This is a genomic window from Streptomyces sp. NPDC014656, assembly GCF_043084305.1.
GTDB lineage: Bacteria > Actinomycetota > Actinomycetes > Streptomycetales > Streptomycetaceae > Streptomyces.
The window spans coordinates 297,246-312,444 of record NZ_JBIBZN010000008.1 but is presented as its reverse complement, the minus strand read 5'-3'; the positions used below and the strand labels follow the sequence as shown (position 1 = coordinate 312,444).

The window sequence follows — 15,199 nt, the reverse complement described above, 5'->3', positions numbered from 1 at the left end:
GGGGTTTTCGCGGGGGCGCCCGCCGGGGAGCTGCGAGCATGGGGCCATGCTGATCGCCACCGCCCAGTTCGCCCCGGTCGCCGGGGACGTCGAGGCCAATGTCCGTACGGTCGCCGGCCTCGTCCGGGAGGCCGGGGCCGCCGGCGCCCGGCTCGTCGTCTTCGCCGAGCTGTCGCTCACCGGGTACGAGCCGGCCCTGATCCGGGAGGACCCCTCGCTGGTCCTCGCCGAGGACGACCCGCGCCTCGAACCGGTCCGCGCGGCCTGCCGGGCGGCGGGGACGGCGGCCGTCGTCAACGGACCGGTGCGCGGCGGGGGTTCGCTGCCCGGTCTGGCCACGCTGGTGATCGGCCCGGACGGCGCCCTGCTCGCCCGCTACGACAAGCGGCACCTCTACCACGGGCCCGAGCAGGACACCTTCACGGCCGGCACGGCCGACGGGCGGTTCGCGCTCGACGGGCTCCGGTTCGCGCTCGCCACCTGCTACGACAACCGCTTCCCCGAACTGGCCGAGCGGGCCGCCGCCGACGGCTGCGCGGTCTATCTGGCCAGCTCGATGCTGGAGGCCGGGAACGACTCCTTCGAGACCGTCTACCCGGCCCGGGCCCGGGACTTCGGCCTGTACGTGGCGCTCGGCAACTCGCTGGGCCGCTGCGAGATCGGCGAGGGCGGGGGCGGGGCCGGGATCTGGGGGCCGGACGGCGGGCGGCTCGCCGACGCGGGCGCCGGGAAGCCGGGCCTCGTCCTCGCCGAGGTGGGCTGAGCCCGCCGCGTCCGGCACCGGCCCCCCGGGCACGCGCAAGGGCCGGGCCGCCGTGGGACTCCGGCGGCCCGGCCCGGGAGGACGCGCGACGGAACCCCCGGTCCGCCGTGCGCCCTCCCGCCCCGGGAGCGGGGCGTCAGGACCCCGCCCCCGGGCGCTCGTCTCCCCTTACGGGGCGCTCAGGCCCAGCGTGTAGGCGCCGGAGCCGCTGTAGGCGTGCACGACGTAGCGGTAGTAGCCCGCGGTGCCGTAGTAGCTGGTGTCCTCGTCGGCGCCGGCGGTGCCGCCGACGGCCACGTCCGCCCAGGCCGCGCCGTTCCACTTCTGGAGGTAGAGGTCGAAGTCGGTGCCGGCCGGACCGCGCAGGCAGCCGACGTGGGTGCCGGCGCTCGCCGAGTAGTAGTACGAGCCGTCCGGCTGGGCGGCGGCCTGACCGGAGGCCAGGGTGCCCCGGTAGGTGTACTCGGTGGAGTCGCAGCCGGTCGGCGGCGTGGTGGAGCCGACCGTCAGCTGGTAGGTGACGGTGTGCGTGGCGGAGCCCGTACCGGTGACGGTGATCGGGTAGGTGCCGTTCGGGGTGCCGGCGGCGACCTTGACGGTCATCGTCGCGGAGTTCCCGGAGGTCACCGAGGCGGGGCTGAAGGAGACCGTGACGCCGCTCGGGGCGCCGCTCGCGGAGAGCTGGACGGTCTGCGCGGCGCCGCCGGTGGTGCTGGTGCTGACGGTGGCGGTGACCTGGGTGTCCGGCTCGGCCGAGCCGGAGGACGGGTTCAGGGACAGCGAGAAGTCGGGGGTCGAGGTGCCGCCGCAGTCGGTCTCGCCGGACTGGGCGGGGACGCCGATCGCGTTCCAGGCCGCCTTCACCGCGTTGCACTCGGTGGCGCCGTAGGTGTTCTTGGCGGTGGTGAGGGTGGCACGGCGGGCCGCGGGGTGGTTCCAGGAGGAGGTCTTGAGCAGCAGGGCGCCCATGAAGATCTTGCCGGCCTTCTGGATGCCGATGCCGGTGACGGAGGACGGACCGCCGGAACATATGGGGCTGCTGGGCTTGCCGCCGCCCGGGTTGGAGCCCTCGGCGAGCAGGTAGAACCAGTGGTTCTGCGGGCCGGCCGCCGCGTGCACCTCGGTGCCGGAGCTCAACTGGGTGTAGCAGTTGGGGTCGTTGTTGATCAGCGACGGGTTGTACATGTTGCGGATCGGCTGGTTGTTGCCGGTGAAGTTGAGCTCCTCGCCGACCGTGTAGTCCGGGGTGTCGTTCGGGTTGTTCGCGTAGTGCTCGGTGAGCGCCCCGAAGATGTCGCCGGTGGACTCGTTCATGCCGCCGTTCTCGTTGGACGAGCCGGCCGAGCCCGGGGTCCGGTCGAAGATCTCGTGGCCGTACTCGTGGGCCACGACGTCGATGCCGGTGAGCTGGTTGGTGCCGTTCTGGTTGCGCCCGTAGGTGGTCTTCGTACCGTCGTAGTACGCGTTGACCTGGGTGAGTCCGGCGCGGGCCGGGACCATGCCGCCCTGGCCGTTGATGCCGTTGTAGCCGAACCACTCCTTGAGCATGTCCGACTCGCGCTGGGCCGCGTACATGATGTCGACGCAGGCGGTGACGAGGTCGTTGGCGCCGCCGTTGCCCCACGGGGAGGAGCCCGTGTACGCGCTGCCGTTCTGGCCGCCGCACTTGAAGCCGCCGCGGCTGGTGTCGGTCATCGAGGAGGCGGCGGTGTCGATGGTGACGTTGCCGTTGTGGTAGCCGCGGCCCTCGGCGTGCCGGACCTTGTCGGTGGCCTGGGCGACCTTGCCGGTGCGGGCGTCGACGTAGGTGTCGAGCGAGCTGGGGAGGTCCGCGGCGGTGGTGCCGACGACCAGGGTGTGCCAGGCGAGGACGGGCTTTCCGCCCTTGAGGAGCACGGTCAGTTCGGGGGCGCTCGCGCTCTCCACCGCGGCCAGCTGTCCGCGGGCGGTGGCGAGGGCCCTCTCCGCGGTCACCTTGGCGCTCGTGGCGACCTTGATGGCCGGGGCCGGGGCGCCGGTGACGTCGCGGACCTTGCCGGAGGAGTCCGTCAGGACGACGGCGTCGCCGCCGCCGTGGACCGGGAGGCCCCGGTACGTCCGCTGGTAGGCGGCGTAGTAGAGGCCGTTCGCCCACGGGGTGACGGACGTCCGGACGAGGTCCTCGTCGGCGCCGTGCCGCAGTTCGTCGAGGCCGCTGGCGGCGGCGGAGTCCGCGGCGGCGAGGGCCAGGGACCTGCCGTGGCCCGGCGGGACCGGCTGCGCCTGGGGAGCGGCGGAGGCGGTGGAGGCGAGGGCGGTCGCGAGGCTCGCCGAGAGCGCCAGGGCGGCCACGGCCGCCGTGAGTCTGGTGGGGTGCAAGGTCGTGCTCCGTTCGGGGTGGGGGAGGCGGATCGTCGCGCCGAGTATGGGCGTGGACATGGCGGGTTCGGGACATCTCATCCGGCATAAGACGCGGGTTATGGTGCGCCCGGGCGGGGCTGCGTACGCTGCTGAGATGCAGCTGGAGTTGAGGCATCTCGAAGCCGTCTGCCGGATCGCGGAGGCGGGCAGCCTGGGGCGCGCGGCACACCGGCTCGGCATCTCGCAGCCGGCGCTCTCCGCACAGCTGCGGCGGATCGAGAGGGTCGCGGGCGGGGAGCTCTTCCTGCGCGGCCGGCGCGGCGTGGAGCCCACCCCGCTGGGCGAGTTCGTCCTCTCCAAGGCCCGGCTGGTGCTCGGCGAGATGGACGCGCTGGCCGCGGGCGCGCGGGCGGCCGACCCGGCCGCCCCGCTGCGGCTCGGCTGCATCCTGCTGGTCCTGGTGGACCGGCTGCTCACCGGTCTCGAACAGGTCGTGGCGGGCCGGGAGATCGCGGTGACCGTCGAGCAGTCGGCGACGACGCTGACCCGGCAGCTCGGCGCGGGCCGCTACGACGCGGTGCTGTACGGCGAGGTCAACGACCACGAGGTGCCGCTGCCGCAGGGCACGACGGCCCGGACCCTGATCGCGAAGGAGCCCTTCTGCGTCCGTCTCTCGGCGGACCACCCGCTCGCGGGGAAGGAGCGGATCGCGCTGGCCGAGCTGGCGGGCGAGTCCTGGATGACGCTGGTCGAGGACGACGACGGCGGTCCCGAGGCGCTGGTCGCCGCCTGCGGGCGGGCCGGCTTCACCCCGTCCCTCCGGCACCGGGCCGCCGACCGGAAGATCCACTACGACCTGATCGCCTCGGGCCGCGCGATCTCCCTGAGCCAGCCCACCGCGCCGCCCACCGAGGGGACCGTGCTGCGTCCCCTGGAGGGCGACCCGGTGACCGGACGGATCCGGCTCGCCTGGAACCGGTCGGCGGTCTCGGCCCGCCACGCGGAACTGCTGTACCGCGCGGCGGCGGAGGCGTACCTGGCGAACGTCGGCAACAACGCCTTCCACCAGGAGTGGTGGGCCGCCAGGCCGGAACTCCATCCGGTCCTGACGGCGGAGTGAACCGGCCGTACGGGACGGCTAGTCGTACGTGACGTCGGAGGCCGTGTAGCGGCAGGTGGTGCCGTCGGGGCCGGTGCCGGTCTCGGTGGGCTCCTTGCCGGTGCTGTTGCCGGTGAAGCGGACGCAGGGCTTGATCTTCTTCTTGGTGTCGCCGTGGACGCGGACGTTCCGCAGCGCGGCGGTGTCCCCGTAGTTGGCGTTGACGCCGACGATCGACTTGCCGGGGGCGGTGACGTCGACGTCGTTGACGATGATCGTGCGCTTGTACTGCTTCTTGCAGTTGCCGCAGGAGCGGACGAGCTTGCCGAAGCCGGAGACCTGGAACTTGGTCACGACGAGCTTGCCGGCGCCGTTGAACTGGAACACCTTGTCGGAGGCGCCCCTGGCGCCGCCGCCGTACACCGTGTAGACGGCCTGGGCCGAGGTGCCCTTGAAGGTGGCGGCGTCCTCGCCGACGTTCTCCCACCAGACGTTCTGGAGGGTGCAGCTGCCGAGGCAGTGGACCCCGTCGGCGGCGGGGGTGCCGAGGACGACGTTCTTGAGGGTGGCGCCGTCCTTGAGGACGAAGAGCGGCTGCTGGCTCTCGTCCTGCCCGTCGGAGCCGAGCTCGCCGGTGCCGGAGAAACGCTTCAGCTTGCCGTCGTAGGTGCCGGAGACCTCGATGGTGGCGGCGACCGGCTTGTCGCCCTTGGCGGCCGGCCAGGCGGGGACGGCGGCCGGGGCCGCGCCCGCCGGGGCGAGCAGCGTGGTCGTGACGATGGCCGCGCCGGTGGCTCCGAACGCGGCCAGGCCGCCGATGAGCGCCCTGCGGCGGCCCGTCCTGCGCTTGTGTGACGTCATGGTGTCTTTTCCTCAGTGGGGGTTGTGGTGCACCCCCTGGTCGCCGCCCGGGGAGGAAAGGTTGCCGCCTTCTTGATCGTTTTCTTCGCCGGGGCCGTCGCCCGTCTCGCCGCGCAGGTCGCGGGCCATCAGGGTGGCGCCCGCGACGGCGCCGGGCATCAGGAAGACGGCCACGAAGGGGACGATGAAGACGAGGGCGAGCGGGACGCCGAAGCCGAGGGCGGCCCCGCGCCGGCCGCGCAGCAGCGCCAGGCGCTCCTTGAGCTCCACGCCCCGGCGCTGGAGGGCGACGGCGGTCAGCTCCTCGGTGAGGAAGAAGCCGGAGACGCAGAAGCCGAGGACGGGGACGACGGTCTGGCCGACGACGGGGATGAAGCCGCACGCGAAGAGGAGCACCGCGTAGAAGGCGACCCGGAGCACCACCCGCAGGCTGTCGCGGGCGGAGATCAGCAGCTCGCGCCAGAGCGGCAGGCCGGACTCGGGGACGTCGCCGCCCTGGCTGCGGTCGACGTCCTCGGAGAGGGTCTCGTAGAAGGGCTGGCCGATGAGGAGGGTGACGGCGGTGAAGGTGACGACGGCGAGGAAGACGCCGAAGCCGACGAGGAGGGCCGTCATGGCGTTGCGGAAGACGTCGCGCCACAGGGCGGACCAGTCGTCGGCGACGGGGGTCGCCCAGGCCACCAGCTCGGTCGCGTTGAAGGCGAGCGCGCCCAGCACGGCGACGTAGAGGACGAGCGTCACCAGACCGGGCAACAGCCCGAAGCCGAACCGTCGTCCGTGCCGTGCCACCCATTTCTGGCCCTGGACCAGATGACCGAAACCCACCCCGAAATCACGCATGCGCGCAGCCTAGCGGGGTGGATCACCGGTTCCGTACGTGCGTGCGGGCCGCACCCCGGTCGGTCGGGGTGCGGCCCGCACGGGTCCGCGTGGTGCCTGGCCGGTGGCTCAGACCGCGAGCTCGACCGTGATGTTGCCGCGGGTCGCCTTGGAGTACGGGCAGACCTGGTGGGCCTTCTCGATCAGGCTCTTGGCGGTCTCGGCGTCCACGTTCGGGATGGAGGCCGAGATCTTGACGATGATGCCGAAGCCGTCGTCGTTCTTGCCGATGCCGACCTCGGCGGTGACCGTCGAGCCGGAGACGTCCGCGTTCTCGTTGCGCGCGACGACGCCGAGGGCGCCCTGGAAGCAGGCGCTGTAGCCGGCCGCGAAGAGCTGCTCGGGGTTGGTGCCGTCGCCGGAGCCGCCCATGGCCTTCGGCGGGTTGACGACGACGTCGAGCTTGCCGTCGTCGGTGGCGACACGGCCGTCACGGCCGTTCTCCGCGGTGGCGACGGCGGTGTAGAGGACGTCGGAGTGCTGGATGGACATGCTGGTTTCTACCTTCTTCTCCCCGCCTCGACTCGCGCCCACGATCGCGACGGCTGAGGGAAGACTACCGGTCGAGCGAGACGATCATCTTTCCGGTGTTCTCGCCGCGGAGCAGACCGAGGAAGGCGTCCACGCCGTTCTCGATCCCCTCGACGGCGGTCTCGCGGTACTTCAGCTCGCCGGATCGCAGCCAGCCGCCGACCTCCTCGACGAACTTCTGCTGGAGGCCGTAGTGGTCGCCGACCAGGACGCCCTGGAGGCGGAGCCGCTTGCCGATGATCAGCGCCATGTTCCGCGGGCCGGGGACCGGCTCCGTCTCGTTGTACTGCGCGATCATGCCGCAGATGGCGGCGCGGCCGTGCACGTTGAGCGAGGAGATCGCGGCCTCCAGGTGGTCACCGCCCACGTTGTCGAAGTAGACGTCGATGCCGTCCGGGGCGGCCTCGCGGAGCTGGTCGCGGACCGGGCCGTTCCTGTAGTTGAAGGCGGCGTCGAAGCCGAGCTCCTCGACCAGCCACTTCACCTTCTCGTCGGAACCGGCCGAGCCGATCACCCGGGCGGCGCCGCCCAGCTTGGCGAGCTGGCCGACCTGGCTGCCGACCGCGCCGGCCGCGCCGGAGACGAAGACGGTGTCGCCCTCCTTGAAGGAGGCGGTCTCGAAGAGGCCCGCGTAGGCGGTCAGACCGGGCATGCCGAGCACGCCGAGGTACGTGGAGAGCGGGGCGAGCTCCGGGTCCACCTTGGTGGCGTGCTGGACGGGCACGTCGGCGTACTCACGCCAGCCGAGGCCGTGCAGGACGTGGTCGCCCTCGGCGAAGCCCTCCGCGTTCGACGCGACGACGACGCCGACCGCGCCGCCGTCCATCGGGTGGTCCAGCTTGAACGGCGGGACGTAGGACTTCACGTCGTTCATCCGGCCGCGCATGTAGGGGTCGACCGAGAAGTGGAGGTTGCGCACCAGGATCCGGCCTTCGGCGGGCGCCTCGACCGGGACCTCGCGCAGGGCGAAGTCGGTGGGGGCGGGCCAGCCGTGCGGGCGGGCGACGAGGTGCCATTCACGGCTGGTGGCGGGAAGAGCGGTCATGGGGTCCTCCGGTGACTCCTGGCAGAAGCTTCACTTGATGAAACAACCATGCGCCTGAATATTTCATGTTGTCAAGCATCGGAGTAGCATGGTGCCCATGCCCACCTCACACAGCGACCCCGTGACCCTCGAAGTCGTCGAGCTGATCGGCACGGTCGTGGCGCGCTACCACCAGGAGTACGAGGAGGCCGCCGCCGCCCACTCCCTCACCGGCGCGCAGGCCCGCGTCCTCGGGCTGCTCGCCCTGGAGCCCACGCCGATGCGGAAGATCGCCGAGAAGCTCAAGTGCGAGCCCTCCAACGTCACGGGGATCATCGACCGCCTGGAGTCCCGGGGCCTGGTCGAGCGGCGCCCCGACCCGGCCGACCGCCGGGTGAAGCTGGCCGCGCCCACCGACGAGGGCCGGGACACCGCCCGCCGCCTGCGCGACGCGCTGCACTTCGCGCGCGAGCCGCTCGGCGGGCTGACCGACGCCGAGCGCACCCTGCTGCGGGACCTGCTGCGCCGGATGCTCGGGGCGGACCTGGTCTGACGGACCCGTCCCGGCGGGGCCGACCCGCACCCGGGCCAACCCACCCGGCCGACGGGCGCGGTCCGGCGGGCCGGTGCCGGACCGGCCTAGACGCACCACCACAGGAAGCGGGTGCAGGTCTCCGAGGGTTCCGGGGTCGGCGTCGCCGTGGTCGGGCGGGGGGTCGACGGGGCGGACGGGCTCGCGCCGCCCGAGGGCGGGGCGGTGGGCGAGCCGGAGGCGCTCGATGTGGGGCCCGGCCCCTCGCCCTGCGGGCCCGAGGTGACCTCCGGCGCGGTCGGCGCCGGGGAGGAGGGGGCGGTGGCGGACGGCCGGCCGGTGGGCGCGGCGCCCGTACCCGTCCCGGACCCGGTACCCGTACCCGTACCGGATTCCGTCCCCGCGCCCGTCCCCGTGCCGGATCCGCCGCCGGAGCCCCGGCCCGGGCGGGACACGGCCGCGGCGGTCGTGGCGGAGCCGCCCGAGCCCGTGCTGATCCGGCGGTGGCGGCCGGTCGGCGTGGCCGGGCCCGCCGAGCCCTCGCCTGCGCGGTCGCCGTCCTCCGTCGCCCCGCCGCCGGGGCTCCGGGTCGGCAGCGCGGGCGGCAGCGGGGCCTCGGTGACCTCCAGCTCCTCCACCGCGTTCGCGGGGCCCTTCTCCTCCGGTTCCTCGAACGCCGCCTTCGCCAGGCCCAGCGACCCGGCCGCCAGGACCAGCCCCAGCGCGCTCAGCGCGACCGTCCGGCCGCGACCGGCCCGGCCCCGCTTCCGGCGGCGCGCGGCGGCACGGCCCGCCGCCCGCCCGGCCGGCCTCGGCGGCGGCACCACCAGGTCCAGCTCGTAGACGTGCTCGGCCGCGAGGGGTTCGGGCGGGGCGGGCGCCTCCTGCCCGGGCGTCTCCGGCCCGGGGGCGTACGAGTCCGGGGCGTACGGCTCCGGGGCGGCTTCGCGGGACGCGGCGTACGGGTCCGGGGCGTACGGGTGCGACGGTCCGGTCGGGTACGACGGTCCGGTCGGGTACGACGGTCCGGTCGGGTACGGCTCCGGCGCCTCGGCGCCCTCGTGAGGCGCGGGGGGAGGCGGGGTGTGGGGGGCGTCGTACCGCAGCCGCTCGACGGGAGTCCCGCACCCGGCACAGGCGAGAGCCCCGTTGAGATGCCGCCGGCACGCGTGGCAGTAGTCCATGGGGCTCGCAGGCTAGGACGCCAGGCGCGGCTCCGGGGAGACGGGGACGTGAGGATCTTGTGAGGAAACCGCAGGTGGCCGCCGTGGCGCCACGATTCTCCCGGTTCGCCTCCTCTGCCGCCCGGCCCCGGACCGGCCCCGCTCCCCCGGCCCCGGACCGGCCCCCTCCGCCGACACCCTCCGACCGGCCCGGCCGCCGCCCGGCCCCTTCCCGGCGGCCCGCCTCCCGCCGCCCGGTCCCTCCCCCGCAGCCCGCCTCCCGCCCCCGCCGGGCCCCGGGCGGCGCAGCCCAGCGCGCGCGGCGGGCCCGGCGGTCGCACGATGCCAACAGGAAACCCGAACCGCGACACCTCGCCCGTGTCAGCACCGCACCCCGGAGGATCCGCCGTGACCGTCAGCCTGGAGCAACTGCGCCGTTGCCATGTCGCCGTCGACCTGGGTGCCGCCCGCACCCGGGTCTTCGTCAAGGGGGCCGGGCTCGTCGTCGACGAGCCGAGCGTCGCCGCCGTCAACACCCGCACCGGAGCGCTGATCGCGGTCGGCGCGCTCGCCGAGAAGATGACCGGCCGCACCCCCGACTACATCCGGGTCGTGCGCCCGGTGTCCGGCGGCACGGTCGTCGACATCGAGATGGCCCAGCGGATGCTGCGCCACCTGCTCGGCGAGAAGCTGCGCCGCCAGCTCCGCCGCAAGCCCCGGCTGCGCGCCGCCGCCTGCACCCCGCACGACAGCGACCCGCTCGCCCAGCGGGCCGCCGTGGAGACCCTGGTGGGGCTCGGGGCGCGCCGGGTCGAGCTGGTGGACACGCTGATCGCGGCGGCCGTGGGCTGCGGCCTGCCGGTGGAGCAGCCCACCGCGACCATGATCATGGTGTGCGGGGCGGCGACGACCCAGGTCGCGGTGCTCTCGCTCGGCGCGATCGTGACCGCCGAGCGGATGCCGGTCGGCGGCGACGCCATCGACCACGCGATCATCCAGCACCTGCGCCACCACCACGAGCTGATGCTGCCGAGCCAGTCGGTGCGCCCGCTCCAGCTCGCCCTGCACGGCAACGGCCTCACCCCGCACGGCCCGGCCTCCACCGAGATCCACGGCCGGGACGTGGCCACCGGCCTGGCCCGCTCGGTCACCGTCGACACGGCCGCCGTGCGCGAGGCCATCCACACCCCGCTGACGGCGGTGCTCGACGGCATCGGGAAGGTGCTGCGGGACTGCCCGCCGGACCTCGTGGCCGACCTCGCCGACCGCGGGATCATGATGGTCGGCGGCAGCGCCCTGCTCCCGGGCCTCGACCAGATGCTGCGGGACGCCACCGGGATGCCGGTGCACATCGCCGAACGCCCCGACGTCTGCGCCGTCCTGGGCCTCGGCGCGATGCTGGAGGGCAAGGTCCAGCCGATGGTCCTCGACCCGCTGGGCGAGCACCGCGGCCTGGCGGACGACGGGGACGGCGACCGCGGGCGGGACCGCGACCCCGGCCATGCGTACGCCGACGACCTGACGGAGTGACCAATCCCGACATCACCCGATTCGTACGTGGATGAGACCATGGTGATCATGGCGGAGGACGAGGACGCGGAGCAGGAGCGGGCCCGCCTGCCCATGCTGCTCGAAGCCGTCCTCGGCGTCGGCACGGACCTCGAACTCCGCGCCACCCTCCAGCACCTCGTCGACTCGGCGACCGAACTGGTCGGCGCCCGCCGCGGGGCGCTGGGGGTCGTCGACCCCGAGCGCCCCCGGCTCACCGGGCTCTTCACCACCGGGATGACCGAGGAGGAGCGGGCCCGCGTCGGCCCGCTCCCCGACGACGGCGCCGGGGGCCTCGGCGTCCCGATCCGCGTGCACACCCAGATCTTCGGCAACCTCCACCTCACCGGGAAGCCGGGCGGCTTCACCGAGGAGGACCTGGCCCTGCTGCGGGTCCTCGCGGCCCAGGCCGGCATCGCCATCGGCAACGCCCGGCTCTACGAGACGGCCCGGCAGCGCGAGCGGTGGATCGAGGGCGCGGCGGCCGTCACCACGGCCCTGCTCACCGGCGAGTCCGCCGAGGACGCCCTGATGACCGTCGCCGAGCAGGCCAGGATCCTCGCGGACGCGGCCGCCGGCGTGATCCTCCAGCCCACCCCCGAGGGCGGGATGGAGATCGTCACCGCCTCCACCACCGAGGACCCCGGCGAGCTGGTCGGCACCACCATCCGGCCCGGCTCCGCCGTCCTCGTCCAACTGCTCGGCGGGGAACCGGTCTTCGTCGAGGACTCCTCCAGCGACCCGCGGATGACCACGCCGGTCCGCTCGCGCTTCGGCCCCTCGATGATGCTGCCGCTGCGCAGCGGCGGGAGGCTGATCGGCACCCTGGCCCTCCCCCGCCGCCGGGGCGCCGCCCCCTACTCGGCGGTGGACCGGCTGCTCGCCTCGCAGTTCGCCTCGCAGGCGGCGCTCGCGCTGGTCCTGGCGGACGCGCGGCACGACCGGGAGCGGCTCGCGGTCTTCGAGGACCGCGACCGGATCGCCCGCGACCTGCACGACCTCGTCGTCCAGCGGCTGTTCGCCACCGAGATGATGCTGGAGTCGACCCGCCGCCGCGCGGGGGGCTCGTCCGAGGAGGACGAGCTGCTCGGGAAGGCGGTGGACGAGCTGGACTCCACGATCCAGGAGGTGCGGACGACGATCTTCGCGCTCCAGCAGCCGCCGGCCGAGGCGCCGGCGACCTTCCGGGGGCGGGTGCTGCGGGAGACCGGCGGGGCGGCGGTGCTGCTCGGCTTCCAGCCGGCGGTGCGCTTCACCGGCGCCGTGGACACGCTCGTGGAGGAGCCGGAGGCCCGGAAGCTGCTGGCCGCGCTGCGCGGTGCCCTCGCGGCGGCCCACCGGCGGTCCGGGATCGGGCGGATCTCGGTGGACGTCGGCGTCGGCGACGAGGGCGCCTGGCTGCGGGTGGAGGACGACGGCACCCCTCCGACGACGGTGACCTGGCCGTAGCCGCGGGCCCGGGAGCCGCACCCGTACCGACACGGGCCCGGAGCCGCACCCGTACCGACGCGAGGCCCGGAACCGTACCCGCACCCGTACCCGCCCGCACGCCCGTACCCGCGCGCACCGCCCTCCCCCGTACGGAGCAGTCCCGCGCGCCGGGCCCCCGGGAGGGATCTTGACTGGAGGCGTGAACTCCGACGCCAAGCCCCCGACCGCCGCGGCCTACCGCAACCTGGTGACGGCCACCATCGGCTTCACGCTCACCTTCTGGGCGTGGGACCTGATCGCACCGCTCGGCAGCTGGTACGGCGAGCGGCTGGACCTCAGTTCGTTCCAGCAGTCCTTCCTCGTCGCCGTGCCGGTGCTGGTCGGCTCGGTGGGCCGGATCCCGGCGGGCGCGCTGACCGACAAGTACGGCGCGAAGCTGATGTTCCCGCTCGTCTCCGCGCTGACGATCGTCCCCGTGCTGCTGCTGATCGTGGTGAAGGACTCCTACGGCCTGATGATCGTGGTCGCCTTCCTCCTCGGCCTCGGCGGCACGACCTTCGCGATCGGCATCCCGCTGGTCAACTCCTGGTTCCCGCCGGAGAAGCGGGGCCTGGCGCTCGGCGTGTTCGGCATGGGCATGGGCGGTGTGGCGCTCTCCGGCTACTTCACGCCGCGGATCGCCAAGCACGGCGAGAACCTGCCGTTCGTCGTGGTGGCCGTCGCGCTCGCCGCGTACGCGGTGCTGGCCGCCTTCCTCATCACGGACCGGCCCGACCGCCCGGTGCCGGCCGCCTCGCTGGCGACCCGGCTGGGTTCGGCGGGGCGGCTGCGGGTGACGTGGGAGCTGTCGGCGCTGTACGCGATCGGCTTCGGCGGCATCGTGGCCTTCGGCGTCTACCTGCCGACGTACCTGAAGAACTGGTACGACCTCGACCCGACCGACGCGGGCACCAAGGCGGCCGGATTCGCGCTGGTCACCGTCGTCTTCCGGCCGATCGGCGGCTGGCTCTCGGACCGGGTCCACCCGGCGGTCGTCACCGCCTGGGCGCTCGGCACCGTCGCCCTCCTCGCCGTCGTCCAGGCCTTCGACCCGAAGCTGGACCCGGGCGGCACGATCGCCCTGCTGATCATGGCGGCCGGTCTCGGCACCGCGAGCGGTTCGGTCTTCGCGCTGGTCTCGCAGGTCACCCCGCAGGCCCAGGTGGGCTCCGTGACCGGCATCGTCGGCGCGATGGGCGGCCTCGGCGGCTTCGTCCCGCCGCTGGTCATGGGCGCGATCTACAGCGCCAAGGACTCGTACTCGATCGGCTTCATGCTCCTCTCCGACCTGGCGCTCGCGGGCTGTGTGTACGCGTACGGGCGGATGCGCGGGATCCGGCCGGGCGGCGATCCCGGCCCGGGGGCGGCGCCCGGAGCGACGAAGGTCACGGCCGGGACCTCCTGACGGAGCGGCAGAATCGTCCCGGCAGCACCCCTCGCCCCCGACCCGAGGAGTACGACCGGTGAGTGCGCTCTTCCCGCCGCTGTTCCCGGCCCTCGCGGCCCCGACCGACCGCCCCGCCCTGCGCTGCGGCCCGGACTCGCTCTCGTACGAGGAGCTGGCCCGGGCCGCCGGCGCGCTCGCCGCCCGGCTCGCCGGGTCCCGGCGGGTGGCCGTGTGGGCCGTGCCGACCGCCCGGACGGCGGTCGCGGTGGTGGCGGCGCTGCTCGCCGGCGTCCCCGCCGTGCCGCTCAACCCGCGCTCCGGCGAGCGGGAGCTGGCGCACGTCCTCGGCGACAGCGCCCCGGACGCGGTGCTCGCGGGACCCGGTGACGAACTGCCGGCCGCGCTGGACGCCCTTCCCCGGATCGACGTGGGACTGGACGGGCCGGCCGGGCCGGCCGGGAGCCCGCCGCCGGCGGGCGTCGATCCCGAGTCCACCGCCCTGGTCGTCTACACCTCCGGCACCACCGGCCCGCCGAAGGGCGTGCTGCTCTCCCGCCGGGCGGTCGCCGCCTCCCTCGACGCGCTCGCCGAGGCGTGGTCCTGGACGGCGGACGACGTCCTGGTGCACGGACTGCCGCTCTTCCACGTGCACGGCCTGGTCCTGGGGGTCCTGGGGCCGCTGCGGCGCGGCGGCGAGGTCCGGCACCTGGGCGCCTTCTCGGCGGAGGGGGTCGCCCGGGAGCTGGGGAGCGGCGGCACGATGCTGTTCGGCGTCCCCACCATGTACCACCGGCTCGCCGACGCCCTCCCCCACGACCCGGCGCTCACGAAGGCCATGGCGGGGGCGCGGCTGCTGGTGTCGGGGTCGGCGGCGCTGCCCGTGCACGACCACGAGCGGATCGCGGCGGCGACGGGCCGGACGGTGGTGGAGCGGTACGGGATGAGCGAGACGCTGATGAACACCAGCGTGCGGCCGGGCGGCCCGCCGCGCCCCGGGACGGTGGGGACGCCGCTGCCGGGCGTGGAGGTGCGGCTCGTGGAGGAGGACGGCTCGGTGCTGGGCGCCTTCGACGGGGAGACGGTCGGCGAGGTGCAGGTGCGCGGCCCGAACCTCTTCTCCGGCTATCTGAACCGGCCGGAGGCGACGGCGGAGGCCTTCGACGGGGGCGCGGCCGGCGGCTGGTTCCGCACCGGGGACATGGCGGTCCGCGAGGGTGACGGAACGATCCGGCTGGTGGGCCGCAAGGCCACCGACCTGATCAAGAGCGCCGGTTACAAGATCGGGGCGGGCGAGATCGAGAACGCCCTGCTCGACCACCCGGGGGTGCGGGAGGCCGCCGTCACCGGGGAGCCCGACCCGGACCTGGGCGAGCGGATCGTGGCCTGGGTGGTGCCGGCCGACCCGGCGGACCCGCCGGCGGACGGGGAGCTGGCCGACCACGTGGCCCGGCTGCTCGCCCCGCACAAGCGGCCCCGGACGGTCCGGCTGCTCGACGCGCTCCCCCGCAACGACCTGGGCAAGGTCCTGAAGAAGCGGCTGCCGCGGGAGTGACGGCGAAGGGCCGGGCCCCGCGCGGGAGTCCGGCCCTTCCTCGTGCCGCG

13 protein-coding genes are annotated in these 15,199 nt (G+C 74.3%); 7 read left to right on the top strand and 6 right to left on the bottom strand.

Annotated elements, in window-relative coordinates:
• The first annotated feature begins 46 nt into the window (after positions 1-46).
• Positions 47-763 carry a carbon-nitrogen hydrolase family protein gene (locus ACF1ED_RS20485; RefSeq protein ID WP_391762336.1) on the top strand — a complete coding sequence of 239 codons (717 nt, stop codon included), beginning with the start codon at positions 47-49 and terminating at the stop codon, positions 761-763.
• A gap of 168 nt (positions 764-931) precedes the next feature.
• Here the strand turns inward: ACF1ED_RS20485 and ACF1ED_RS20480 are convergent, their stop codons facing one another.
• Complete coding sequence (locus ACF1ED_RS20480; protein WP_391762334.1) at positions 932-3,121, bottom strand: M4 family metallopeptidase; 2,190 nt, start codon at positions 3,119-3,121, stop codon at positions 932-934.
• A gap of 136 nt (positions 3,122-3,257) precedes the next feature.
• Between ACF1ED_RS20480 and ACF1ED_RS20475 the strand changes: the two genes are divergently transcribed.
• Positions 3,258-4,223 carry a LysR family transcriptional regulator gene (locus ACF1ED_RS20475; protein WP_391762332.1) on the top strand — a complete coding sequence of 322 codons (966 nt, stop codon included), beginning with the start codon at positions 3,258-3,260 and terminating at the stop codon, positions 4,221-4,223.
• Positions 4,224-4,241: 18 nt separating this feature from the next.
• Here the strand turns inward: ACF1ED_RS20475 and ACF1ED_RS20470 are convergent, their stop codons facing one another.
• The 4 genes from ACF1ED_RS20470 to ACF1ED_RS20455 form a co-directional block, all read right to left on the bottom strand.
• Entirely contained in the window at positions 4,242-5,063 is an 822-nt protein-coding gene (locus ACF1ED_RS20470) for a pectate lyase (RefSeq protein WP_391762330.1), read from the bottom strand.
• Between the two features lie 12 nt (positions 5,064-5,075).
• Entirely contained in the window at positions 5,076-5,903 is an 828-nt protein-coding gene (locus ACF1ED_RS20465) for an EI24 domain-containing protein (RefSeq protein WP_391762328.1), read from the bottom strand.
• A 108-nt stretch (positions 5,904-6,011) separates the two neighbouring features.
• Positions 6,012-6,434 (bottom strand): organic hydroperoxide resistance protein, encoded by a 423-nt coding sequence (locus ACF1ED_RS20460; protein WP_351849005.1) that lies wholly within the window; start codon positions 6,432-6,434, stop codon positions 6,012-6,014.
• A 64-nt stretch (positions 6,435-6,498) separates the two neighbouring features.
• Entirely contained in the window at positions 6,499-7,518 is a 1,020-nt protein-coding gene (locus ACF1ED_RS20455; protein ID WP_391762326.1) for an NADP-dependent oxidoreductase, read from the bottom strand.
• A 97-nt stretch (positions 7,519-7,615) separates the two neighbouring features.
• On the opposite strand from ACF1ED_RS20455, the gene ACF1ED_RS20450 reads away from it, so the two are divergent.
• Entirely contained in the window at positions 7,616-8,050 is a 435-nt protein-coding gene (locus tag ACF1ED_RS20450; RefSeq protein ID WP_391762324.1) for a MarR family winged helix-turn-helix transcriptional regulator, read from the top strand.
• An 86-nt stretch (positions 8,051-8,136) separates the two neighbouring features.
• Here the strand turns inward: ACF1ED_RS20450 and ACF1ED_RS20445 are convergent, their stop codons facing one another.
• Positions 8,137-9,213 carry a hypothetical protein gene (locus tag ACF1ED_RS20445; protein WP_391762322.1) on the bottom strand — a complete coding sequence of 359 codons (1,077 nt, stop codon included), beginning with the start codon at positions 9,211-9,213 and terminating at the stop codon, positions 8,137-8,139.
• A gap of 387 nt (positions 9,214-9,600) precedes the next feature.
• Here ACF1ED_RS20445 and ACF1ED_RS20440 point away from each other — a divergent pair, with 387 nt between their 5' ends.
• From ACF1ED_RS20440 to ACF1ED_RS20425, 4 genes are all read left to right on the top strand, one after another.
• Positions 9,601-10,722, top strand: a complete 1,122-nt coding sequence (locus ACF1ED_RS20440; protein WP_391762320.1) for a rod shape-determining protein — start codon at positions 9,601-9,603, stop codon at positions 10,720-10,722.
• A 39-nt stretch (positions 10,723-10,761) separates the two neighbouring features.
• Entirely contained in the window at positions 10,762-12,189 is a 1,428-nt protein-coding gene (locus ACF1ED_RS20435) for a GAF domain-containing protein (RefSeq protein WP_391762414.1), read from the top strand.
• Between the two features lie 181 nt (positions 12,190-12,370).
• Positions 12,371-13,615: a nitrate/nitrite transporter gene (locus tag ACF1ED_RS20430; protein ID WP_391762318.1), complete on the top strand. Its 1,245-nt coding sequence runs from the start codon at positions 12,371-12,373 to the stop codon at positions 13,613-13,615.
• Positions 13,616-13,673: 58 nt separating this feature from the next.
• Positions 13,674-15,149: an acyl-CoA synthetase gene (locus ACF1ED_RS20425; protein ID WP_391762316.1), complete on the top strand. Its 1,476-nt coding sequence runs from the start codon at positions 13,674-13,676 to the stop codon at positions 15,147-15,149.
• The last annotated feature ends 50 nt before the right edge of the window (positions 15,150-15,199 follow it).